Origin of the sequence: Acinetobacter sp. Marseille-Q1623 (genome assembly GCF_902809895.1) — a bacterium.
Lineage (GTDB): Bacteria > Pseudomonadota > Gammaproteobacteria > Pseudomonadales > Moraxellaceae > Acinetobacter > Acinetobacter piscicola_A.
On record NZ_CADDWG010000001.1, the window covers coordinates 62773 to 85594 of the forward strand.

A 22822-nucleotide genomic window follows, 5' to 3' on the forward strand; every position below is an offset into this window, starting at 1 on the left:
TATATGGCTTGGGCATTTCATTTCCATACTTTAAACCGTACCGGGTTTGTCGGAGACTTTTTTATTTAAGTTAGGCCACCTGAGACCTAACGGGTTAATCTTATCATAGTACATTGCTTCAAACTCAAAAGGCGACTTGTAACCCAATGCACTGTGTACACGCTCTTTATTAAACCAATCTACCCAGTTGAGTGTCGCAAGTTGTACATCCGCTAAACCTTGCCAATCTGCTTTTAAATATTCAATCACCTCTGTTTTGTATAAGCCATTCACTGTTTCAGCCAAAGCATTATCGTATGAATCACCAGTTGTACCGACTGACGCTCGTAAATTTGCTGCTTCTAGACGATTGGTATAGCGAATGGAAAGATATTGAACACCTCTGTCGGAATGATTAATCACGTTCTTTGGCATGACTCGGTCATGCAATGCTTGCTCCAGTGCATCGAGTACCATGTCTGTATTCATTCGTGTAGATACTTTCCATCCAACAATTGCTCGTGGAACACATCAATAATAAAGGCGATATAGACCCAGCCAAAATTGGTTTGAATATATGTGAAGTCAGCGACCTGAGAAGCATTGCTTCGCAAGGGTTTGGATAATCAGCAGTAAAATTACGCTTTACTAAATCATCCGCTCTTTTTTGATCATCTCGGCTACGGGGCGTTTGTTTATTCTTACCTCGCCAAACACCTTGTATACCTAGCTTTTGCATCAATCGAGTAACGGTACAGCGCGCAATAATATAGCCTTCACTTTTTAGTTTTTGCCAAACTTTACGTACACCATATCGACCTGAACTGTCCCTCCAAATTCGTTTAATTTGTTCAGCATGATGCAAGTCATGTAAATCTCGTTTCGCTCGATGTTTTGGATTATCAAAGAGATCTAAAGTTCGATAATAGGTCGAAGCCGCGATCGGTAAAATCCTGCAAATCGCCTCAACACCATATAACGCCTTATTGTTATGGATAAAATCTACCATTATTTGTGTGGGCGGTCGAGCTCCGCCTGGGCGAAAAAAGCGGCTGCTTTACGTAGAATTTCATTGGCACGCTTTAATTCTGTGATTTCACGTTCCATTTGTTTCATTTTTTCTTGATCAGATATCTGTTGTACTTTGACAGGATTTTGCTGATCTAAATGCTTTTGATGCCAAGCACGAAGTGTTTCAGGAGTACAACCAATCTTAGGCGCAATAGCTGTGATCGCAGCCCAAGTAGAAGGATAATCTTTTTCAGATTCAATCAATAATTGAACTGCTCTTTCTCTAATTTCGGGGGGATAGTTTGATTTTTTCATCGGAATAGTCTCTCAGAATATTGACTCTCCGACAAACCCGGTACGGTTCACTTTTAATAATTGTAAAAATACCTCTATAGTTAAACCCTCTAGAATCATATAGGCTTGAAGTTGAAATAGATAATAAAATTAAAAGTTTAACAGGTGATTTTGTATTAATTATTTAGTAATCTCACTATATTGAATAGGTTAGTAGTATTATTTAATATCCTCAACCTATTATAAATGTATTGTACTTAACTTTTGAATCTACGTCACAAAAAGTTACTTTGTTTAGAGTTAAGTTATCATAATGAATAGTAATGTTATAATGTTTCATTAAGCCATAGCTGAACTTGATCACTATACCAATTCATTATCTTGACACGCTCGCCCCAATATTGCGCTCTGTTGTAAGCAGAACGAATTCTGTTTTGAGGAACATGAGCCAGTTGGCGCTCAATTGCATCAAAATTAAATAAATTAGATTCATTGACGACTGTACTAAATAAAGAGCGAAAACCATGTGTCGTCATGCGACCTGCATAACCTGAACGTTTGATGACTTGTAGAATGGATTCACTACGCATGGGTTCTTTGTTATTTAATCGGTGTGGAAAAAGCAAATCTTGATTATGCGTTAAACGTAATGCTTGTAGCTCTGTAATCATAAAGTCAGTTAAAGGTACACGATGTGCTAAGCCATTTTTCATACGTTCAGCAGGAATGTCCCATTTACGTTCCTCTAAATTAAACTCGTCCCATGTGGCTTGAAGTAACTCACTGACACGTACACCTGTAAGCATAATTAATGTAAGTGCATGGTGTGTTTGTGCATCACTTGGATAAGCACGAACTTTTGCTAAAAACTCAGGCATTTCGCTGGCGGCAAGAGAAGCTAGATTCTTAACTCGCTTAGACTTAAGCGCATAAACTAAATCTCCAGCAGGATTATCTAAACGATAACCATTTGCAATTGCATATTTCATCACCATACCGCAACGAGACAAGGTTCGTTTTGCAACTTCAAGAGAGCCTCTTGCTTCAATTTTTTTAATGTTCTGCAATATTTCAGGGGCTTGGATTTGATTAATACGCTTATCGCCTAGACTCAGATACAATTCATCTAGAGAAGCGCGTACATTATTAATATGTTTCGTAGACCAAGTTTCTTTTTGATTTTCAAACCATTCCTCTGCGACATCACGAAAAAAAGGTTTTAATTCTTCATGGATAGTTGAGCGAGAATATTTATATTTTAGTTCAAGTGCGATTTCACGTGCTTTCTTTAAACTAATATCTGGATATTGTCCTACGGATTCAGATTTACGCTGTCCATGAACAGTGATACGGATATTCCAATATTTCTGTCCTTTAGGGCTAATAATTAATGATAAGCCATTTGCATCTGAAAGACGGTATTGCTTATCACTAGGTTGTGCTTTTTTACATTCTTGATCAGTAAGTGCCATGTGTATTACCCAATATGTTTATGATATTTGCTGGGTAAATTTTCCCAAAAATTACCCAAAGAAGGCAAAGTTAGGGTCAAATCGCATCGGATAAGATCGGACAATAGAGGCAATAAAAAAGCCCTTAAACATTGAGTTTAAAGGCTTTTTTACATTCAGTCGGACATCTCTGAATTAAATTTTGGTGGAGATGGCGGGAGTTGAACCCGCGTCCGCCAACACTACACTCGAGAATACTACATGCTTAGATATCGTCTATTATTTTAACGCTTAAAGACCCGACGAACAGGATTAAAAACGCGATCCTCTAAGTTTGGTATAAAGCCCCGAGGCTTGACTCTATACGGACTTGTGTGCGTGCGCTTCGGTCGGGTTCACTGACCACAAGTATTCAGTGAAGCGGACAAGCGGCCCTTAGGCAGCTAGAGCGTAAGATTCGTCGTTTGCGACTATTTAAAATGCAAATTTTATTTACGAGAGGAAATGCGCTCTCGGCATGCATCTATGAGCTTCATCATCAGCGTCGAAGCCAAAAACATCCCCTAGATAACAATGCAATCATAACATAAATGTTGAAAATTACGCAGTGAATTTACGACATTTAAGTGAAATGATGCAATTGCTTACATCATTGCGTTAATATAAATATTTTTCAAGGGTCAAAAACAAAAAAGATGAGCTATTTACTCGCACTTGATCAAGGAACAACCTCTAGTAGAGCAATTATTTTTGATGAGCATGGAAAAATCCATGCAACGGCACAACGTGAAATACAAATCAAGACCCCTAAATCAGGTTGGGTAGAGCAAGATGCGCAAGAAATTTGGACGACTCAAATTGCTGTGGTACAACAAGCAATCGCATCTGCACGATTATTAGCCAAGGATGTCAAAGCTTTAGGTGTAACAAATCAACGTGAAACAACGGTGATTTGGGATAAACGCACAGGTCGAGCTTTAGCTCCTGCAATTGTGTGGCAAGATCGGCGGGCAGTAGAGTGGTGTAATGACTTACTACAAAAAAATTATTTAGAAAAAATACAACATAAAACAGGTTTAAGAATAGATCCTTATTTTAGTGCTGGAAAATTAGTGTGGTTATTGGAAAATATTGATGGACTCAGAACACTTGCAGAGCAAGGACATGTGGCTTTTGGTACGATTGATAGCTGGCTGATTTGGAACTTAACGCAAGGTTCAGAACATGTCATTGAAGTGAGTAATGCATCTCGAACAATGTTGATGAATTTAAAAAGTCAGCAATGGGATGATGAGCTAATTGAGTTGTTTAATATTCCAAAATCTGTTTTACCTAAAATTATTGATTCAGATCAATATATTTCCAATACGGCAGCAGGTTTATTGGGTGCTGAGATTCCGATTGCAGGTATTTTAGGAGACCAGCAATCTGCATTATTTGGTCAGTCATGTTTTGAAGTTGGAACAGCAAAAAATACCTATGGTACGGGCTGTTTTATGCTGTTTAATACAGGTTATGACATTCAATACAGTCAAAATCAATTATTAAGTACATTGGCATGGCGCTGCCAAAATCAGTCGAATTATGCACTTGAAGGCAGTGTGTTTATGGCTGGTGCGATTGTACAATGGCTTAGAGATGGTTTAGGGATTATCCGAAATAGCACTGAAGTCGAAAAATTGGCGTGTAAGGTGAAAGATACCGATGGTGTTGTATTGGTTCCTGCATTTACGGGTTTAGGCGCGCCACATTGGGATAGTGAAGCCCGTGCTTTATTTTGTGGCATGTCACGAGGTACCAATAAATCTCATATTGCACGAGCAGCTTTAGAATCCATCGCATTTCAAGTTTCAGATGTACTGACTGCCATGCAATCTGATATTTCACAACCCTTAAAAGAACTGCGTGTAGATGGCGGTGCAAGTCAAAATGATATGCTCATGCAATTTCAAGCAGACATTTTAAATGTTCCTGTACTGCGCCCTAAACTTTTAGAGTCAACGGCTTGGGGTGCAGCAGCGATGGCAGGTTTGAAAATGGGGGTATTTTCAAATCTAAATGAAATCTCTCAGTCTTGGCAATTAGACCGAGCATTTGAACCCAATATGCAAGAAGATGAACGACAGTTCCATTTGCAACAATGGAATGATGCTTTGCAAAGAGCAAAAAGTCATTAACTGATTTACAGGCACGTATTTCATTCATGAATCTAAAAAAGATGCTGATTATTCACAGCATCTTTTAGATCTTGGATTTAAACGGTATTGAGCGCTTCAAAGCGAAATGAAGCGCCTCGGTGTTCTTCTGGTAAATACGCCCCACGCCCAAAAAGCTTTTCACGTAAAGTTCCTTCACGAAAATCTTTTTGATAGACGCCGCGTTTTTGTAGTTCAGGAACAACATATTCCACCACATCTTCAAAAGTTTGATAATAAAAATCTTAGTGGATATTTTAATCTTATAAAAAATAAACGCATTATTTTATATTTAAAGCTGAGATATAAATCTGTTTTTTTACTTATGAAAATATTTTTAAATGATATTAGTTAATCATTTAATTCATAAATAAAATCATTTATTTTATTTATAATATTGATTATTAATGAAATATAACTTAATTTTAATTTTTATTTTATTTAAAGTGAATTACTTTTTATTTTAATATATAAGCGAATAAAAATATTGGTGCTAGTTTGAGTGTAGAAAATCAAACGATGGAAATTTAAATGACAGCAAAGATTAATCTCCAATTAAATTCAGCAGAAAATATTCCAAAAGAATTTTATTTATTAAAAAATAAAGCACATATTATTCAAAATGATGCTGAGGCAATCCAAATTGCTCAAAACTTGGCGCAAGAATTTAAAAAGGAAGCAGCAATTCGAGACCACGAACGGCGTTTACCCTTAATCGAAATTGAAAAATATTCACAGTCTGGTTTATGGGGAATTACTATTCCTAAGCAATTTGGTGGAGCAGGCGTGAGTTATAAAACGCTTGCTGAAGTTGTGAAAACGATTTCGAGTGCTGATTCTTCATTGGGGCAAATCGCTCAAAATCATTGGGCTTTTGTTGAACATATTCGTTTAGATGCAACACTTGAACAACAAGCTTTTTTCTTTGATCAAGTGCTACAAGGACATCGTTTAGGTAATGCATTTTCAGAAAAAAGTTCAAAAACTGTTGCGGATTTAACCACAACAATTGAATTTAAGGAGGATCATGCTGTCGTAACGGGTCAGAAATTTTTTGCAACAGGTGCACTTTTAGCGCATTGGATTCCTGTCGTTGCTGTGAGTTCTGAAGGAAAACCTTTTGCCGCTTTGATTCCACAACATCGTGAAGGGTTAACCATTAACAATGATTGGAGTGGTTTTGGACAGCGAACAACGGTGAGTGGTTCTGTCACTCTAGATCATGTAAAAGTAGATTTAAACAATATTGTCCCTATTTACCAAGCCTTTGAACGTCATACTGCGGCAGGTGCTATTTCTCAGTTTATTCAAGCCGCAGTTGATGCGGGCATTGCACGTGGTGCAATTCAAGAAACGATTGATTATGTCCGCCAATATACTCGCCCTTGGATTGATTCTGGTTTAGAAAAAGCGACAGATGATCCTTATACCATTGCCAATATTGGCGAATTAAAAATAAAACTACGTGCTGCTGAAGCTGTTTTAGACTTAGCTGCATTGGCAATAGATGCGGCTTTAGCCGAACCTTCTGAGCATCATGTGAATGAAGCAACCTTGTTAAATGCTGAAGCGAAAGTATTAACCACAGAAATTGCATTATTGGCAGCCAATAAATTATTTGAACTTTCAGGTACACGTTCTACTTTGTCAGAATTAAATTTAGACCGTCATTGGCGCAATGCAAGAACACATACTTTGCATGATCCTGTACGTTGGAAGTTAAATATCGTAGGTAATTATTATTTAAATGATATTCCACCACCACGTCATGCTTGGAGCTAATAGGAGAATAACAATGACAACATTTACACAAAATCATGAGCTTTCTTTGGGTGGGAACTATGAGCAAGTTGCCCAAAAGTTTCGTCCAATTTTTTCTAAAATTGCAGAGGGCGTTTTAGAGCGAGAAAAAAACCGTATTTTACCAACCGAGCAAATTGAGTGGTTGAAGCATGCAGGCTTTGGTGCTGTGCGTGTCCCTGTACAATATGGCGGTGAAGGTTTATCTCAACGTCAGTTATTTCAGCTACTGATCGAATTAGCAACGGCTGATTCAAATATTGTACAAGCATTGCGTGGGCATTTTGCTTTTGTGGAAGATCGTTTGGTTGCCCATAGAGATTCTTCCCAAGAAATTTGGTTTAAGCGTTTTGTACAAGGTGATTTGGTGGGGAACGCATGGACTGAAATTGGTAAAGTTGAAATTGGCGATGTCATTACACGTGTTTCACAAAATCAACAAGGTAGGTTAGTGGTGAATGGTGAAAAATTCTATTCAACAGGAACTATTTTTGCAGATTGGATCGACCTTTTTGCTTATGATGAAACTTTAGATCAACATGTGATTGCGGCTGTATCGACACATGAGCAGGGTACTGTGATAACAGATGATTGGGATGGATTTGGGCAAAAAACCACGGGCAGTGGCTCACTTAAAATTAATCAAGTTCCGATTGAGCGTGATCATATTTTGTCATTTGAACAGCGTTTTAAATATCAAACAGCCTATTATCAAGTCTTTCATTTAGCAACTTTGGCAGGTATTGCGTTGAGTGCAGTTGCAACTTTTTCAGAGGAAGTTCGCCAACGCACACGTATTTTTAGTCATGGTAATGCAGATCTGGTTCGTCATGATCCCCAAGTCTTACAAGTGATTGGTAAAGCATCTGCGCAAGCTTTTGCGAGTCAATCTATTGCATTAACAGCAGCAGAAGCCTTAGATACAGCATATCTGAGCCATTTTCAAAATAATGATATTTTAGACCAAAAAGCCAACAATGCGGCTGAGTTAGAGTCATCACAAGGTCAGGTGGTGATTACAGATTTGGTTTTAGATTTAACTGCATCTTTATTCAATGCTTTGGGTGCATCTGCAAGTACAACAGCAAAACAATTAGACCGTTTTTGGCGTAATGCACGTGTGGTTTCTTCACATAATCCAGTTATTTATAAAGAAAAAGTGATTGGGGATTGGCTGGTAAATCAAACACCTTTGCCTTTTGTGTGGCAGATTGGAAACAGTCCAGTTGCTCAGAAAATTTCTATTTAGATGAGTTTTGGGCATCAACACGGGTTTTCATCGGAAGGTGAAAACTCTTTTTTGATGCAGATCATCTAAAAAGTGAACTGATAAAATAAGTGTCAAATAGAAAATGAAAAAATGGAAATTTCACATTCAAAATGTGGATGTGAGTCTAAAAGGTAACCATGAAACGAAAAATAAAACCCGCTTACTTGGGCGGGTTTAATTCAATTTCAGACTAGCAATTTCAGTTTAAGCAACTTGTACAGGAATACAGTTCGCTGTGTGATTGACTGTATTGTCTGGATTTGCATATACAAGACGTGGTTTATGGGCATCTGCTTCTGCATTGGTAAAGTCACCAAATGTTGCGATAATCATTAAATCGCCAACATCAGCTTGAAGTGCAGCACCACCATTGACTGAAATAATGCCTGAACCTTCTTCACCACGAATTGCATAAGTTGTGAAACGCTTACCATTGGTGACATTCCACATATGAATTTCTTCGTATTCACGGATACCAGCTAAATCTAAAAGAATGCCATCGATTGCACAAGAACCTTCATAATGTAATTCTGCTTGTGTAACGACACAACGGTGGATTTTAGCTTTTAATAAACGAGATAGCATGGCTTGCGTCTCCTAGTTGTCCTACGACAGTTATATGTGGTTAAACAATAACTTTTGCAATGGATGCTTTTTGAAAAGCGCATTTTGCTCTTAAAATTAGCGTATGGCAAGAAAAATTGTTTAACAAAGCTTGATATTTAATGGCTGAGATTTACGGTTTATAGGCATTTATTTGATTCATTGCCTGTTGAATTTCACCGTTAACCAAAAGTTGAATTTTACTTAAAGCATGATCAATTGCATCATCCATTAAAGTCTGTTCACTACTTGGTGCTCGACCTAAGACATGCCCAGAAACTTTTTCTTTAGCACCTGGATGACCGATGCCAATACGTAGGCGATGAAAATTAGCACCGATATGTGGAACAATATCACGTAAACCATTATGACCACCATGACCACCGCCTGTTTTTAAGCGAATGACACCTGGGTTCATATCGAGTTCATCATGTGCAATCAGAATTTCTTCTGGTTTGATTTGATAAAATTTGGCGAAGGGGACAACACTTTGACCAGACAGGTTCATAAAGGTTGAGGGTAATAACAGACGAACGTCTTGACCTTCGATATTACCACGACCACTGATCCCTTTATATTTAGAATCAGTTTTGAGTTGGATGCCATATTGTTCTGCAAGGCGTTCTACGAACCAAAACCCTGCATTATGGCGGGTTTGGGCATACTCAGAACCTGGGTTGCCCAAACCAACAATCAGTGAAAGTTTACTCACACTCATTTACACCATTCAACACTTATGCGCGTTTGAAGTCAGCATGCATAGGTGTGTTTTTAGCAGGGTGACGTTGTAACGCTTGGATTTTAACGCTTTCAGCTTTACCGTCGACGTTTACTTCGATAACTTCTTCAAAGAATGCATTGCTTTCTAAAGCTTTAACAAGCTCACGAAGCTCTAAAGTTACAGCTACAGGTGCAGCGTCACCACCATAGATGATTGCAGGTACTTTGTTTTGAAGACGAAGGCGGCGGCTCGAACCTTTCCCTTGAACTGCTTCTTCACGTGCTACTGCATTTAATACGAAGTTTGCCATGATAGACATTCCTAATTTAAGTTTAATTGACTAGACCTTCGACCAGTCTAGTGATAGAAAGCCCCACCAAAAGGCAGGGCTTTTAAATTTTAGCGCTATATTATAGATAAGAATCAAACATTGCGCTAATAGATTCTTCGTTGTTAATACGACGAATTGTTTCAGCAACCATACTTGCTACTGAAACTTGGCGAATCTTACCAAGTTTTAAAGCTTCTTCTGAAAGAGGAATAGTGTCAGTAACAACCAATTCATCAATTACAGAATTTTTAAGGTTTTCAAGTGCTTTACCTGAAAGTACTGGATGCGTTGCATAAGCAACAACTTTACGTGCACCAAAAGTTTTTAATGCATCCGCTGCTTTACACAATGTACCTGCAGTATCCACCATGTCATCAACAATGACACAATCACGATCTTTTACGTCACCAATCAAATGCATCACTTGTGATTCATTGGCTTTTTGACGACGTTTGTCAATGATTGCAAGGTCAATATCACCCATTTGCTTAGCAACAGCACGTGCACGAACGACACCACCTACGTCAGGTGAAACCACCATCAAGTTGTGATGCTGTTGTTGACGTAAATCAGCAAGCAAAGCAGGTGTACCGTAGATGTTATCTACAGGAATATCGAAGAAACCTTGGATTTGGTCAGCATGCAAGTCGATCATTACCACACGGTCAATTCCGACTGTTGTCAGCATATCTGCTACAACTTTTGCAGTAATTGGCACACGTGTAGAACGAGGACGACGGTCTTGACGTGCATAACCGAAGTAAGGAATCACGGCAGTGATACGACCAGCACTTGCACGACGCAAAGCATCTGCCATCACCAAGATTTCCATCAGGTTATCATTGGTTGGGGCACAAGTAGGTTGTACGATGAATACGTCTTTACCACGCACATTTTCAGTAATTTCAACAGTGATTTCACCGTCAGAAAATTTACCTACAGCAGCAGCTCCCAATGGGATATGCAAATGGCTAACGACTTTTTGGGCGAATTGTGGATGAGCATTTCCACTAAAAACGACAAGATTGGGCATGAAGCACCCTTGGCGGTTGGTATGTATGAAAATAGATGGCAGGGGCGGCTGGATTCGAACCAACGGATGCCGAGATCAAAACCCGGTGCCTTACCACTTGGCGACGCCCCTAATGCGGCAGAACTTTAATATTTTTACTGATATTTGTCAAGGCATTTATGATTTAACCTATCAAAAAATACAGTAATGGTGTTCTGTCTTTTTGAAAATAAATGGCAGGGGCGGCTGGATTCGAACCAACGGATGCCGAGATCAAAACCCGGTGCCTTACCACTTGGCGACGCCCCTAATATGATGTGAAATTTCAATGCTTTGTAATGGCAGGGGCGGCTGGATTCGAACCAACGGATGCCGAGATCAAAACCCGGTGCCTTACCACTTGGCGACGCCCCTATTACAAAGATGAAAAACTCATCTACAGATGAAAATGATGGCAGGGGCGGCTGGATTCGAACCAACGGATGCCGAGATCAAAACCCGGTGCCTTACCACTTGGCGACGCCCCTATCATTTATGCTGTGAAATGAACGAGTGGTGATTCATTTAAGCTATTGACCATGTAAGATTTACAAGGAGAATTTGCTAAAATATCATCAACATTCATATTCTCAGTCACCTCAACAAAAACACAAGCACCTGTACCTGTGAGTTGTGCTTTACCGAACTGATCTAAGTAACGCATAGCTTCATCAACTTCAGGATATAATTTTCGAGCAAGTGGCTCAAAGTTATTTCCAAAAACAGATGAGTTCTGTTGATAGGCGCAAAATTTAGTAGGCTTCGTATCTCTTGTCAATGTTTTTTGTGAAAAAAGCAGTTGAGTGCTGATAAAACAATCAGGTTTTAACACAATGTATTGTTTTTGAGCTAAGTCTATGAATGTTAAGTGTTCGCCGATACCTTCTGCCCAAGCATTTTGACCATAGACAAAAATGGGGACATCGGCCCCTAATTTGACTCCAAGCTTTGCCAATTCTGTCCTATTTAAACCACATTGCCACAGTTGGTTGACGACGATCAAGGTGGTTGCTGCATTAGAGGAGCCACCACCTAAACCTGCCCCCATGGGAATGTTTTTTTCTATTTTAATCTTCAAACCTGTCGCTACTTGGTGGGCAAAAGGTTTTAAAATTTGTGTGGCTTTATAGATTAAGTTTTGTTCCAAATTAACCTGATTTAAACCATCTATGATGATTTGATCGTTGTCGGTTTGTTGAAATTCCATCCAATCGCATAAATCAATGAGTTGGAAAATACTTTGTAACTCATGATAACCATTTTCACGGCGACCTGTGATGTGTAAGAACAAATTTAATTTGGCAGGGGAAGGCACACGAATCATAAGAATTTAAGCTTTTGCAAATTAACGATTTTGAATGATCATTGTAATACGATTTTCCTGACCTGCCTCCAACGCTTGTTTTAAAACCAGCTTATTGGGCAACTTTGCTGCATCGTTGTAACTTAAATCAACGGTCCAACCATCTTCTTCAATTTTGATGGGGCGTAGTTGTAAATCTTTTTGTAACGTGGCTGCTGTTGTTGCAGGTTTTGCTTGTACCCAGTCAATAATATGGGTAATGGGTGCAACCCATCCTGTCGCACGTTCAAGTAACTCTTCAGGTGTTTCTGCACTGATTTCACCTGTTTTGGAACTATTGAGCGTCACTTGACCGGGTTTGCCTTCAATAACCGTTTTACCAATGCCTAAAATACCCGTCAGTTGAATGTTAAAATTTTCATTGTCTTGTTGCCATGTATAAAATGCACTGCCTGATTGCTTAGGTGTTTTGACTCCAATTTTACCTTCAAGGCTAAAATGTTGCGCATCTTGCACTTGTGTTGTGGTGGTTGGTGCTTTGACATATTGTTGGCAGCCAGTCAGGGTAAAACTTGCCATTGCAATTGAGGCAAAGAATACTTGAGCAATAAAACGCATAAAAAAATTAACTCTTATTTAAGTGTTGAGGTAATAATAATGAATCAAGTTGCTGTAATTCAGCATCATTTGGGTGATTTTGTTTGAGTTGTTGTAACACTTGATTAAATTCTTCAAGTGCCCCTTGCATGTAGAGGGATTTTGCGTAACGCACACCAATATTGATATTGCTACTCATATTGTAAGCTTTGCCAAGAACCTTAGACGCTGTGCTAAAATCATTTTGTAAGAATGTAATATAGCCTAAAGTATCTAAAATAGACGCTTGTTCAGGGGCGAAATCAAGTGCTTTTTCAGCATAGCTGCGTGCTTCTTGCAAGCGACGATTTTGTAATGCCAAGGTGTAAGCATAGGCATTTAGATAAGTTGGATTATTGGGTTCTAACTGAAGTAATTGCTTCAATGCTTTATCGAGTTGCTCTTTATTTTGATATGGATCGAGTAAGAGAACTTCTGAATACAAGAGTTCAGGATCATCTGGTAAATTTTGGACTGCTTCGCTCAGCAAGCGCAATGCAGCTTTTTTATTGTCCATTTTTTTTAAGATTTCAGCTTGTGCTTGATACAAAAAACTCGCATGCTGTGGATAATTAACACGTTCTTGGGTTAAAAAGCGTAAAACATCGTTCAATTTACCTTGACTGTCGTAAATTGAAATCAGGTTACGGCGAGATACAGTATAAAGATTGCCATCGACTAAGCGATAGTAAGCTTTGGCTGTTTCCAATTGTTGTTTGCGTTCAGCATTGATGGCTAAATAAAAATAAGCGTCATTTTGATATTTACTTGAATAACGTAACTCGACCAAATGTTGTTCAGCCAAATCATATTTTTTCAGATCAATGGCGGTTAGACCTGCAATAAACAATGCTTCTTCAGCATCAGGCCACACTTTGATAATTTTTTCTAACTTCTCTAACGCTAATTCAGGTTGATTAATTTTGGTTAAATAGCGTACTTCTGCTAAGCGCACTTCAAGATTATATTTGTGCTTACGGCTACTGCGTTCATACCAGTCTAGAGTTTGTTGTTCATCTCCTAAAGCCATGAGTAGATTGGCTTTCATGAGAATAAAACCAGTCACTTTAGGACGTTTACGTAAGGCTTTATTGATCGTTTCCAAAGCCGTTTCAATATTGTTATTTTGCGCTTCTAAGCCTGCGATAAGAATTAAAACGGAAGGATTATTTTTTTCTTTACTGGCATGTAAGGTGTTGAGGAGGTTAAGGCGATCTTCCTCAGATTCAGGGGTAATACCTGCTAAAATTTGTTCTAGATCGGCATTGGCATCAATGTTTAAAATCTGATCTAAGGTTTCGGCAGCAAGCTGATATTCATGTGCTTTGAGTGCAATATGTGCCAAATAAAATTTTGCAGGAACATCATCAGGCTCTTGCACCACCCAATGCGTGGCAATGTCTAAAGCGGCTTGTAGGTCATTGTGTTCAATCGCAATATCAAGTGCACGTTGTTTGATAGACGTAGAATTATTACGGATTGCAAGTACGGTGTAGTTATGCAAAGCTGTAGGTGTATCATGATAGGCCAAGGCAAATTCGGCAATCATGGTTTGTTTTAATGCTTCTGTATTATAATTTGCATGATACAATTCGCTAGCGGCTCGAATATGAGCGCTAGAAGCCATGCTACCGACAAGTAAGAATGTGGTAGAATATTGCCTAATTGTCGTGCCGTTAATGCGGCTGCTTATTTGACGCAATTTTTCTTTATCCAAGTATGCTTTTTATGACACCGTTATTGCACAATAACATAAATTTAGCGAAATGATGATCTGATATGTCTTTCTTTGCATTGGGTGTCAACCATCAAACTGCTTCTGTAGAGCTTCGTGAAAAAGTTGCGTTCAATCCTGAACGCTTAAGCACCTTGCTTGCAGAACAGTGCCAACATCATGAAATGAACGATATGGTGGTGGTTTCGACCTGTAATCGTACTGAAGTTTATGCCATGGCTGAAAATGCTGATATGGTATTAGAGTGGCTCGCTCAAACAAATGGTATTGATGTAAAACAATTGTCAAATCATGTATATCGTTATGAGAATAGCGATGCTGTTTCGCACTTAATGCGGGTCGCGAGCGGTTTGGATTCATTGATGTTGGGTGAGCCACAAATTCTAGGACAAGTGAAAACGGCTTTGGCTTTGGCTAAAGATGCAGACACCGTTTCGCAACAACTCAATCAAATTTTTGAATATGCCTTTTATGCAGCAAAACGTGTACGTTCTGAAACAGCTGTAGGAAGTCATGCAGTTTCAATGGGCTATGCCGTTGCACAATTGGCACTACAAGTCTTTAGCCGCCCAGAAAAACTGACTGTCATGGTGGTTGCTGCGGGTGAAATGAACAGCTTGGTTGCAAAACATTTAGCAGAAATGGGTGTTGCTAAAATTTTGATTTGTAACCGTGGGCGTGAGCGTGCTGAAAAATTGGCACAAGAAATTGCCCACCGTGTGGAAGTGGAAATTATTCCATTTAGTGAGCTTGCTGAAAACTTATACCGTGCAGATGTCATTTCAAGTTGCACGGGGAGTTTATATCAGGTGATTTCATTTGCTGATGTCAAAGCGGCTTTGAAAAAACGTCGTTATCAACAAATGCTGATGGTTGATTTGGCTGTACCTCGTGATATTGATTCAAAAGTCGAAAGTTTAGATGGCGTGTATTTGTATGGCGTAGATGATTTACAGTCTGTCATTGATGAAAATCTTGCCCATCGCCGTCAGGCTGCTGTTGAAGCAGAGGTGATGGTGAACCAATTGGTAACGCAGTTGGTGACACAGCAAAAAATTAATAAAGCAGGTGAAACCATTCATCAATATCGTCAGCAAGGTGAGCAACAGAGTCGGCTTGAATTATCATATGCTTTACAGCGTATTCAGTCAGGTGAAAATGCTGAACAAGTGTTAAAAGATTTTAATCATCGTTTAACACAAAAATTGTTGCATCCAACCTCTATTTTGCTACGCAATGCTGCCAAAGATGAAGATCCTTCGCATTTTGATTGGTTGAAAGAAAATATTCAGGATATTTTCGCAAATGGTCGTAAAGTGAAGTCTTAACTCAAAAATAAAGTTGGTTTTTATGATTGAAAGCCTGAATGATGAGTAAATTTTGGATCAGTTCTATTTTTAACTATGCACCAATTTTAAACTAATTTTCTTGGTCAATTCATTGAGTTGTTGACGTAGATTACGAGATTCACTTAAGGATGCAGGCGCTTTCATTTTCTGACGTAAATATTTTTCTTGCAAAGAAAGAGAGTATTCAGCGGCAACTTTGTCAGCAAGTTCAGGTGTTTCAATGAGGTTTTGAATATTGGTGCGTTGCATAATTTCAGCCAACTCTAAATGATAAGCACCGCAAGCGCCTAAAATATAATAAGTTGCGAGTTCTTGATCATCAGGTAGGTCATCAAAAATAATGTCGAATACAGCAAGTACTTTGGCAAGTAATTCATCGGACTGAATAAATGCACGTAACACTTCAAAATGAATATATAAGAAGGGGTGTTGCATCAAAATTGCCACAGCAAAGTCTTCATCTTTGGTGCGAATATTAAAAGACAAAGAGGCATCTAAACTGATTTGTGGCTGCCATTTTTTATTAAAGCCTAACTTTTCACGGAAAAATTGACGTAATAAATAACGATATGAGCCTTGCTTGGGCAGTAACTCAACCAATTGATTGAGTTCAGCCATCACCTGACTCTTACCTTCGGGTGTGGTAATGGCATAATTTTGACTGAGTAACGCAAACAAAAAATCAGACAACAGCGGTGCACTTTGCCACAAGCGTTGGAAAGTCTCCATGCCTTCTTTGCGGATCAGAGAGTCGGGATCATGTTCTTTGGGTAAAACAAAAAACTTGAGTTCACGCCCATCATTGAGTAGTGGTAACGCGATTTCTAGTGTTCGGCGTGCGGCTTTTTGACCTGCGGCATCACCATCGAAAGCAATAGTGATTTGATTATTTTGTTTAAATAAAATGCCCAAATGGTCCGCATTACTTGCTGTTCCAAGCGTTGCTACTGCACCCGAAATACCATATTGCTGTAAGGCGATGACATCCATATAGCCTTCGACCATCAGCCAATCTTGTGCACGCTCTTTACGACCTTCATATAAACCATAGAGCAATTGGTTTTTATGAAATACTTCGGAGTCAGGTGAGTTGATGTACTTGGGTTTAATCTCGTCATTCAGTGCACGACCACCAAATCCAACCACACGACCTTTGGAGTCTCGGATTGGAAAAATAACTCGGTCACGCAACAAGTCAAAGTCACGCCCACTATCACTAGTACGGATTAACCCTAGCAGTTTTAAGCCTTCGATATCTTGTGGAAAAGCTTTTTCTAAATGTTGCCAATCTTCAGGTGCATAGCCTAAACGCCAATACTGAATGGTGGTTTTGGTTAAACCACGATGCTTAAAATAATGTTGTGCGCTTTTACTATGTGGGAGTTGTTTTTCATAAAACTGGGCAATATTTTCCAAAAGATCATATAAATTTCCATCTTGTGGAATTTGTTCATCGCTAAAATGATCAAACTGTGTTGGATCAAAGTTTTCAAAGTCAGGAGACTGATTGAATGCCTCAAATGGATCAATATCCATAGGCATTGTGTTATCTGTGCTCGGAACGATACTCGGTTGATCTAAAGTTTTATGTTCAATACTTGGTTGTGGTTTTGCTGCTTCACGCTTATATGACAGTTTTTTATTGTCTTGGTTATCTTTAGGTAGTTCGATACCCGTTTGACTGGCAAGGTCTTTCATGACATCGACAAAATTACGATGGTCAATGTCCATTAAGAAACGAATGGCATTCCCATTGGCTTGACAACCGAAACAATGAAAATATTGTTTGTCACGATAGACATGGAAAGAGGGTGATTTTTCCTGATGAAAAGGGCAGCAACCTGAATAGGTACGACCTGTCTTTTTCAATTTCACACGTTGACCAATCAAATCGACAATGTCGGTTCGATCTAAAATCTGATCAATCGTATGCTGAGGAATAGCCATAAGTACAAGCCAAATCGGCAATAAAAAATAAGTGGGTCGACAAGTTTAGCTTAGATTTGGCAAAGCGTATATGTGTATTGGATTTGCTTACACATAAAAAAGGCAGAATAAAAATTCTGCCTTTGTTGTGATCGGCTGACTTATTGCTGGGGTTGGGCAGGTTGTGTACGCTGACCATCGTATAAGCTTTCATTTGCAGAGGCATATTCGCCTGACGTTTTACGATCTGGACGGTCTAACAAACCAAAGGTTGCGCGATTTAACCAACTTGGTTTGTCTTCTGCGGCAGTGTCTTGCTGTATGTTTTTAGCATTCTGTTCGGCAGAACCTGTAGTTTTTTCCCCACGACCTAAAATACCTAAGGTTGCACGGTTCAATAAACTACCGTCTTTACGCGCAGCATTTAGATTTACTTCGCCATTTGACTTCACTAAGTTTGGATAATTTAACTTCAAAATATCAATATATTGTTTTGAAGTGGCTTGATCCCCAAGTTTGTCATAGCCATATGCCATAGTCGCTAAAGCTTCTGGAATTTGAGGTGTTTGTGGATAATGTTCAATCACCCATTGTGCACGTTCAACGGCTGCTAAGTATGCTTTACGTTTGATATTGAAACGTGCTGCATTCATTTCACTTTCAGCCAATTCTTGACCAATGAATTTCATACGTTGTGCAGCATCTACTGCATATTGGCTACTTGGATAGCGGCGAATAAAATCGACAAAATTTTGATATGCCACTTTTAAATAACTAATGTCACGATGCGATTGTTTCAATGAGGTATAACGCATGATGCCGTCATAGTTCATTTCCATATTCGCGACACCACGTACATAGTAGGCATAATCTACATTTGGATGTTGTGGATTTAAGCGAATAAAACGCTCAGCTTGGGCAATGGTTGCCTCATAATCTTTTTGTTTAAATTTTGTGTAAATTAATTCTAATTGCGATTGTTGCGCATATTGTCCAGTCGGGTAATAGGTATCAATCGCTTGTAATGACTTTTCAGCATCGCCATATTGACCTTTGTCTAAGGCTTTCATTGCTTTGTTGTAATAGCTTTGCTCGCTTGATTGAGGACCAGTATCAACCACTTCTTTTTTACTTGGATTGCTGCTACAGCCTACAAATGCCGTTGCGATGCTTAAAGATAAAGCAAGCATTGTAACTTTATAACGTGGTAGCGACATAAAAATTCCTCTGTTTATACGGGCAATAGGCTACAATTGCACTATTAAACCACTTTTGTCCGAATGAGCAAATGACTTCAGCACAATCTTCTAATTCTAATTTCTCAGAAAATGATTTCAATTTACTTGAAGATTCTGAGGATGCAGATAATCATACTTCAGCCTTAACTGCAACACGTTTATCGTTGCAATTTCAATTGGATGAAAGTTATTTAGGTCTACGCATCGACCAAGTTGCAGCCACCGTTTGGAGTGAATTTTCACGCGAAAAACTCAAGCAATGGTTGAAGGATGGTCATTTGTTGGTAAATGGTAACATTGTTAAGCCAAAGTACAAATGCGAAGGCAATGAATTACTCACTTTAGAGGTTGAGCTTGAGGCTCAAACTTCTGCACAACCTGAAAATATTCCATTAGATATTGTCTTCGAAGACGAAGATATTATCGTGATTAATAAGCCTGTGGGCATGATTGTTCACCCAGGTGCAGGCAATCCAAATGGAACTTTGGTCAATGCCTTGCTTTATCATTATCCAAAATCTGCCGAACTGACCCGTGCAGGCTTAGTGCATCGCATCGATAAAGACACCAGTGGCTTATTGGTGGTTGCAAAAAACTTAGAAGCACAATTTGCGCTCAGTAAACAACTGGCAAAAAAATCTGTTTATCGTATTTATGACTTGATTTGCTATGGCAATATTATTGCAGGTGGCACCATTGATGAGCCAATTAAACGTCATCCTGTTGATCGTATAAAAATGGCGATCCTTCCAGGTGGGCGTGATGCAGTGACCCATTATAATGTGAAAGAACGTTTTCAACATTTCACACGTGTACAAGCACAATTGGAAACAGGGCGTACCCATCAGATCCGTGTCCATTTCACTTATATTGGTTTTCCTTTGGTGGGCGATCCAGTGTATATGAGTCGCGTTAAAGTACCTGCGGGTGCATCTGAGCTACTCACAGACACTTTACGTGGCTTTAAACGTCAAGCTTTACATGCGGCAAAATTAGGCTTAGTTCATCCGAGAACCAAAGAAGAGATGTTGTTTGAGGCGCCGTGGCCAGCAGATTTCACCACTTTGGTTGAAGTTTTACGTAGTGAAAATAAAGCCTATTAATTACCCGATAAAGGAAAAATCACATGCAATTTATTCAAGGTTTACCTCAAGGTGTATGTGTTGGACAGACACATATACAGCATGACAACGCTTTGCCTTCGGCAACGCCTGAGCTTGCGGGATTTAACTTGGCATTGCATGTGAATGATGACCCGAAACGTGTGCAAAAGCATCGTATGACTTTATTGGATGAGTTTGCGCAATTCGGTGTGGATAAAATCACATGGATGACGCAAACTCACAGTACGATTTGCCACACCATCAATCAACAGATGCCTTTTGAAGCATTGGTGGGTGATGGCTTGGTCACACAGCAAAAAGCCCATGCCTTGATGATGATGACAGCGGATTGTTTACCTGTAGTACTCGGCAATGCTGAGGGTACAGAGATTGCGAACTTACATGCAGGTTGGCGTGGACTAGCAGGTGGCATTATTGAAAATACCCTTGCTGAGATGCTATCACCACCAACTTGGGCGTGGTTAGGTGCGGCAATCAGTCAGCCATGTTTTGAAATTGGTGCAGAAGTAAAAGCGGCCTTTTGTGATAAATATCCAGAGCTTGCAGTTGCCTTTAAAGATGGCGAGCAAGACGGAAAATATTATGCCGACCTCTATGCCATTGCACGATTTATTCTCCAGTTAAATGGTGTCACACAGGTGCTGGGCGGCGAGCAATGCTCGTATTTACAAGATCAGGACTTTTACTCTTATCGCCGAAATACCAAAACTGGACGTATGGCGACATTCGTCTTTATGCAGTAATTCATGTAAACTTGAGTAAATCCGTTTGTTTTTATTGATATGTCTTTGAACGCTAAAACCCTTGCTATTGTTTATCATAGTCCCTATGGACACACTGCAAAAGTTGCACAGCATATTGCACAAGGTGCAGCCAAAGTGGGGGTTGCTGTTCATTTGATGAATATTGAACATATTGATTGGGACGTATTAGATCAAGCAGATGGAATTATTTTTGGTTGCCCAACCTATATGGGGAACCTCACCTCAGGCTTAAAATTGTTCATGGAACAATCCTCTAAACGTTGGTTGGCTCGTGCATGGCAAGGCAAACTTGCAGCAGGTTTTACCAATGGCGGCGGACTTAGTGGTGATAAACTTGCCGTCCTGCAACAGATCAATCTATTTGCAATGCAACATGGCATGTTATGGACAGGCCTACCCATAATGCCAACAGGACGTGGCACAGAAGATTTAAACCGTATGTCGAGTTTTTTGGGCTTAATGACCCAATCTGATAATGCACCTGTAGATGTCACACCCCCAAAAGGAGATTTGCAAACTGCAATTTGGTTTGGTGAATATGTTGCTTTATTGTTAATGAAGATAATTAAGTAAATTTTTATTTAAACAAACGGTTAAAAAATAATAAATGTGAAATATACCGCAAAGTAAACAAATTTTATGATTTATGTAAACTTATTAACTTTTATTTGTTTAGTTTTAATGCATAATGCTTCAACGTGTTGATGGAATCTACACGCCATAAATAAAATAAAAATTTGGAGTATTTATAATGACTAAAATGAGATTGGTCATCTCTGGTGCTTTGCTTATGTTGACCATAGATTCAGCTTGTGCAGATGACACGACTTTCAAACCTCTTTCTGATGCAGAACTTTCTGAAGTGCAAGGTCAGGCACTTATGAATTTGACTTATACAGACCCTTCTAAAGCAAATTCTTCCATGGCATCACAAAATATTGGTTTTTATAAATTGGGTATGGAAGCTGAACTTGAATTAAATGCCAATATTAAAAAGTTACAACTGGGCTGCGGTGGTATCAATGGAGCAGGTGGCTGTGATCTTGACATTGATAATCTAAGTTTATCAGGCATTGCTGAAACACGAGAAGGACGTGCGAGTTCTTCTGCAAAAATGACCAATCCCTTTGTTGAATTTGCGATTAAAAATCCAAACTCAGCTTCTACTCGTGAAATCATTGGCTTTCGTTTGAGTGCAGAAAAAGTCTTAGGGATGTTAACTCTTGGTGAGGAAAATTCTGATAAACCTAATGGGATCAATAGCCTTAGTGGTTATATGAAAATTCAAGATACAACTGGGGTAGGATATACTCAACCAAGAACCATGAGCTACACTGATACAGGAATGAAAATAAATGGTAATGTGAGAGCATGCGTTTTAATTCTTTGTCCAACACTTGGTTTTGACTCTGATAATTATAGTCTGAATTTGGATTCCGCTTCTGCAGATATTTTTATTAATGGAACAACGATTAATGGTCGTAGATTAAATAGTGTTCAATTGAGTGGTTATGCAAATATCAATCAACTGAATTTTTCTGGTGATCTAAGGGCTTCAATCACTATTTTACTAGGATTATTAAAGCTTCAGAAAAAAGTAGATGGAAATATTACAGGCTTGAAGGCTGATATTACAGTTAATGAGAATTTAGGCTACATTCATAAACTTAAATTAAATAATCCTTTTTCACTCTCTATGCAGAAGCAAGATATTTTTTGGAATGGTGCTGCTGCTGCAGCTCAACGTGGATGGTGGTTAGCCATTGAAGATCCAATTGATATTGGTAATGTGAATCCAAGTAAAAAAATTGATATTACCAATGATGTTTTAAAACAAGTTGTGAATCCTATTAGTAACTATATAAAAGCAAATCCTCCAACTTGTGGTGTTATAGATTGTTTATTTGGTGACTCTTTAACTGTTGGAAATGTAAATTTACCAAACACACGTGTTGATTTTCCATTAAAAGACTTACAGCTTCAAAATCAAACATTTGCTCCAAACTGCTACGGTAGTCTAAAATTTTGCTAGTACTGATAT

The 22822-nt window shown here is 38.9% G+C and carries 18 protein-coding genes, 4 tRNA genes, 1 other RNA gene, 2 pseudogenes and 1 other annotated feature; of the genes and pseudogenes, 8 read left to right on the forward strand and 17 right to left on the reverse strand.

Annotation, left to right across the window (positions count from 1 at the left end; translation table 11 throughout):
- Positions 1 to 30 precede the first annotated feature (30 nt).
- The 3 genes and pseudogenes from HUV91_RS00310 to ssrA form a co-directional block, all read right to left on the reverse strand.
- Positions 31 to 1305: pseudogene (locus HUV91_RS00310) on the reverse strand (IS3 family transposase).
- Positions 914 to 1030: a sequence feature (AL1L pseudoknot), on the reverse strand. It overlaps the preceding pseudogene by 117 nt.
- 305 nt (positions 1306 to 1610) lie before the next feature.
- Positions 1611 to 2756, reverse strand: a complete 1146-nt coding sequence (locus HUV91_RS00315; RefSeq protein ID WP_174492167.1) for a tyrosine-type recombinase/integrase — start codon at positions 2754 to 2756, stop codon at positions 1611 to 1613.
- A gap of 182 nt (positions 2757 to 2938) precedes the next feature.
- Positions 2939 to 3299: a transfer-messenger RNA gene (gene ssrA / locus HUV91_RS00320) on the reverse strand.
- Positions 3300 to 3430: 131 nt separating this feature from the next.
- Here ssrA and glpK point away from each other — a divergent pair.
- Positions 3431 to 4912: a glycerol kinase GlpK gene (gene glpK / locus HUV91_RS00325; protein ID WP_174492168.1), complete on the forward strand. Its 1482-nt coding sequence runs from the start codon at positions 3431 to 3433 to the stop codon at positions 4910 to 4912.
- 77 nt (positions 4913 to 4989) lie between these two features.
- Here the strand turns inward: glpK and HUV91_RS00330 are convergent.
- Positions 4990 to 5166, reverse strand: a pseudogene (locus HUV91_RS00330) (5,10-methylene tetrahydromethanopterin reductase); the annotation flags it as partial.
- Between the two features lie 295 nt (positions 5167 to 5461).
- Here HUV91_RS00330 and HUV91_RS00335 point away from each other — a divergent pair.
- Both HUV91_RS00335 and HUV91_RS00340 read left to right on the forward strand, forming a co-directional pair.
- On the forward strand, positions 5462 to 6712 hold the full coding sequence (locus HUV91_RS00335) for an SfnB family sulfur acquisition oxidoreductase (RefSeq protein WP_174492169.1): 1251 nt from the start codon (positions 5462 to 5464) through the stop codon (positions 6710 to 6712).
- Positions 6713 to 6725: 13 nt separating this feature from the next.
- Positions 6726 to 7979 carry an acyl-CoA dehydrogenase family protein gene (locus HUV91_RS00340; protein ID WP_174492170.1) on the forward strand — a complete coding sequence of 418 codons (1254 nt, stop codon included), beginning with the start codon at positions 6726 to 6728 and terminating at the stop codon, positions 7977 to 7979.
- 225 nt (positions 7980 to 8204) lie between these two features.
- Here the strand turns inward: HUV91_RS00340 and panD are convergent, their stop codons facing one another.
- The 11 genes from panD to HUV91_RS00395 all read right to left on the reverse strand — a co-directional run bounded on the left by panD (position 8205) and on the right by HUV91_RS00395 (position 14347).
- The gene (gene panD, locus HUV91_RS00345; RefSeq protein ID WP_004722504.1) at positions 8205 to 8585 is read right to left on the reverse strand and encodes an aspartate 1-decarboxylase; all 381 of its coding nucleotides are present in this window, start codon (positions 8583 to 8585) and stop codon (positions 8205 to 8207) included.
- Positions 8586 to 8736: 151 nt separating this feature from the next.
- Positions 8737 to 9315, reverse strand: coding sequence for an aminoacyl-tRNA hydrolase (gene pth / locus HUV91_RS00350; protein ID WP_174493562.1), 579 nt, complete (start codon positions 9313 to 9315; stop codon positions 8737 to 8739).
- Between the two features lie 22 nt (positions 9316 to 9337).
- The gene (rplY, locus tag HUV91_RS00355) at positions 9338 to 9634 is read right to left on the reverse strand and encodes a 50S ribosomal protein L25 (protein ID WP_174492171.1); all 297 of its coding nucleotides are present in this window, start codon (positions 9632 to 9634) and stop codon (positions 9338 to 9340) included.
- Between the two features lie 100 nt (positions 9635 to 9734).
- Entirely contained in the window at positions 9735 to 10688 is a 954-nt protein-coding gene (locus HUV91_RS00360) for a ribose-phosphate pyrophosphokinase (RefSeq protein ID WP_130074596.1), read from the reverse strand.
- A gap of 36 nt (positions 10689 to 10724) precedes the next feature.
- Positions 10725 to 10799: transfer RNA gene (locus HUV91_RS00365), tRNA-Gln, on the reverse strand.
- Positions 10800 to 10901: 102 nt separating this feature from the next.
- Positions 10902 to 10976 (reverse strand) — tRNA-Gln (locus HUV91_RS00370).
- A 30-nt stretch (positions 10977 to 11006) separates the two neighbouring features.
- Positions 11007 to 11081, reverse strand: a tRNA-Gln gene (locus HUV91_RS00375).
- A 38-nt stretch (positions 11082 to 11119) separates the two neighbouring features.
- A tRNA-Gln gene (locus HUV91_RS00380) sits at positions 11120 to 11194 on the reverse strand.
- A 5-nt stretch (positions 11195 to 11199) separates the two neighbouring features.
- Positions 11200 to 12030: a 4-(cytidine 5'-diphospho)-2-C-methyl-D-erythritol kinase gene (gene ispE, locus HUV91_RS00385; RefSeq protein ID WP_174492172.1), complete on the reverse strand. Its 831-nt coding sequence runs from the start codon at positions 12028 to 12030 to the stop codon at positions 11200 to 11202.
- A 21-nt stretch (positions 12031 to 12051) separates the two neighbouring features.
- Positions 12052 to 12627, reverse strand: coding sequence for a lipoprotein insertase outer membrane protein LolB (lolB, locus tag HUV91_RS00390; protein ID WP_174492173.1), 576 nt, complete (start codon positions 12625 to 12627; stop codon positions 12052 to 12054).
- A 7-nt stretch (positions 12628 to 12634) separates the two neighbouring features.
- Positions 12635 to 14347: a tetratricopeptide repeat protein gene (locus HUV91_RS00395; RefSeq protein ID WP_174492174.1), complete on the reverse strand. Its 1713-nt coding sequence runs from the start codon at positions 14345 to 14347 to the stop codon at positions 12635 to 12637.
- A 77-nt stretch (positions 14348 to 14424) separates the two neighbouring features.
- Here HUV91_RS00395 and hemA point away from each other — a divergent pair, with 77 nt between their 5' ends.
- Positions 14425 to 15708 (forward strand): glutamyl-tRNA reductase, encoded by a 1284-nt coding sequence (gene hemA, locus HUV91_RS00400; RefSeq protein WP_174492175.1) that lies wholly within the window; start codon positions 14425 to 14427, stop codon positions 15706 to 15708.
- Positions 15709 to 15777: 69 nt separating this feature from the next.
- On the opposite strand, the gene HUV91_RS00405 is transcribed toward hemA, so the two are convergent.
- Together HUV91_RS00405 and HUV91_RS00410 are read right to left on the reverse strand one after the other, a co-directional pair.
- Positions 15778 to 17676: a DNA primase gene (locus tag HUV91_RS00405; RefSeq protein WP_130074601.1), complete on the reverse strand. Its 1899-nt coding sequence runs from the start codon at positions 17674 to 17676 to the stop codon at positions 15778 to 15780.
- A 140-nt stretch (positions 17677 to 17816) separates the two neighbouring features.
- Positions 17817 to 18872, reverse strand: a complete 1056-nt coding sequence (locus HUV91_RS00410) for an outer membrane protein assembly factor BamD (protein ID WP_130074602.1) — start codon at positions 18870 to 18872, stop codon at positions 17817 to 17819.
- A gap of 71 nt (positions 18873 to 18943) precedes the next feature.
- Here HUV91_RS00410 and rluD point away from each other — a divergent pair, with 71 nt between their 5' ends.
- The 4 genes from rluD to HUV91_RS00430 all read left to right on the forward strand — a co-directional run bounded on the left by rluD (position 18944) and on the right by HUV91_RS00430 (position 22813).
- Positions 18944 to 19996 (forward strand): 23S rRNA pseudouridine(1911/1915/1917) synthase RluD, encoded by a 1053-nt coding sequence (rluD, locus tag HUV91_RS00415; protein ID WP_174492176.1) that lies wholly within the window; start codon positions 18944 to 18946, stop codon positions 19994 to 19996.
- Between the two features lie 23 nt (positions 19997 to 20019).
- Complete coding sequence (gene pgeF / locus HUV91_RS00420; protein ID WP_130074604.1) at positions 20020 to 20760, forward strand: peptidoglycan editing factor PgeF; 741 nt, start codon at positions 20020 to 20022, stop codon at positions 20758 to 20760.
- Between the two features lie 39 nt (positions 20761 to 20799).
- On the forward strand, positions 20800 to 21354 hold the full coding sequence (locus tag HUV91_RS00425) for a flavodoxin family protein (RefSeq protein WP_130074605.1): 555 nt from the start codon (positions 20800 to 20802) through the stop codon (positions 21352 to 21354).
- A 217-nt stretch (positions 21355 to 21571) separates the two neighbouring features.
- Positions 21572 to 22813, forward strand: coding sequence for a hypothetical protein (locus HUV91_RS00430; protein WP_228721858.1), 1242 nt, complete (start codon positions 21572 to 21574; stop codon positions 22811 to 22813).
- The last annotated feature ends 9 nt before the right edge of the window (positions 22814 to 22822 follow it).

Coding starts and splice junctions, on each gene's coding strand:
- ispE (WP_174492172.1), bottom strand. CDS start 12,030: ATGATTCGTGTGCCTTCCCCTGCCAAATTAAATTTGTTCTTACACATC.
- HUV91_RS00410 (WP_130074602.1), bottom strand. CDS start 18,872: ATGTCGCTACCACGTTATAAAGTTACAATGCTTGCTTTATCTTTAAGC.
- HUV91_RS00430 (WP_228721858.1), top strand. CDS start 21,572: ATGTTGACCATAGATTCAGCTTGTGCAGATGACACGACTTTCAAACCT.
- panD (WP_004722504.1), bottom strand. CDS start 8,585: ATGCTATCTCGTTTATTAAAAGCTAAAATCCACCGTTGTGTCGTTACA.
- rluD (WP_174492176.1), top strand. CDS start 18,944: ATGACTTCAGCACAATCTTCTAATTCTAATTTCTCAGAAAATGATTTC.
- HUV91_RS00340 (WP_174492170.1), top strand. CDS start 6,726: ATGACAACATTTACACAAAATCATGAGCTTTCTTTGGGTGGGAACTAT.
- rplY (WP_174492171.1), bottom strand. CDS start 9,634: ATGGCAAACTTCGTATTAAATGCAGTAGCACGTGAAGAAGCAGTTCAA.
- HUV91_RS00335 (WP_174492169.1), top strand. CDS start 5,462: ATGACAGCAAAGATTAATCTCCAATTAAATTCAGCAGAAAATATTCCA.
- pgeF (WP_130074604.1), top strand. CDS start 20,020: ATGCAATTTATTCAAGGTTTACCTCAAGGTGTATGTGTTGGACAGACA.
- lolB (WP_174492173.1), bottom strand. CDS start 12,627: ATGCGTTTTATTGCTCAAGTATTCTTTGCCTCAATTGCAATGGCAAGT.
- HUV91_RS00405 (WP_130074601.1), bottom strand. CDS start 17,676: ATGGCTATTCCTCAGCATACGATTGATCAGATTTTAGATCGAACCGAC.
- HUV91_RS00425 (WP_130074605.1), top strand. CDS start 20,800: ATGTCTTTGAACGCTAAAACCCTTGCTATTGTTTATCATAGTCCCTAT.
- HUV91_RS00315 (WP_174492167.1), bottom strand. CDS start 2,756: ATGGCACTTACTGATCAAGAATGTAAAAAAGCACAACCTAGTGATAAG.
- glpK (WP_174492168.1), top strand. CDS start 3,431: ATGAGCTATTTACTCGCACTTGATCAAGGAACAACCTCTAGTAGAGCA.
- HUV91_RS00360 (WP_130074596.1), bottom strand. CDS start 10,688: ATGCCCAATCTTGTCGTTTTTAGTGGAAATGCTCATCCACAATTCGCC.
- hemA (WP_174492175.1), top strand. CDS start 14,425: ATGTCTTTCTTTGCATTGGGTGTCAACCATCAAACTGCTTCTGTAGAG.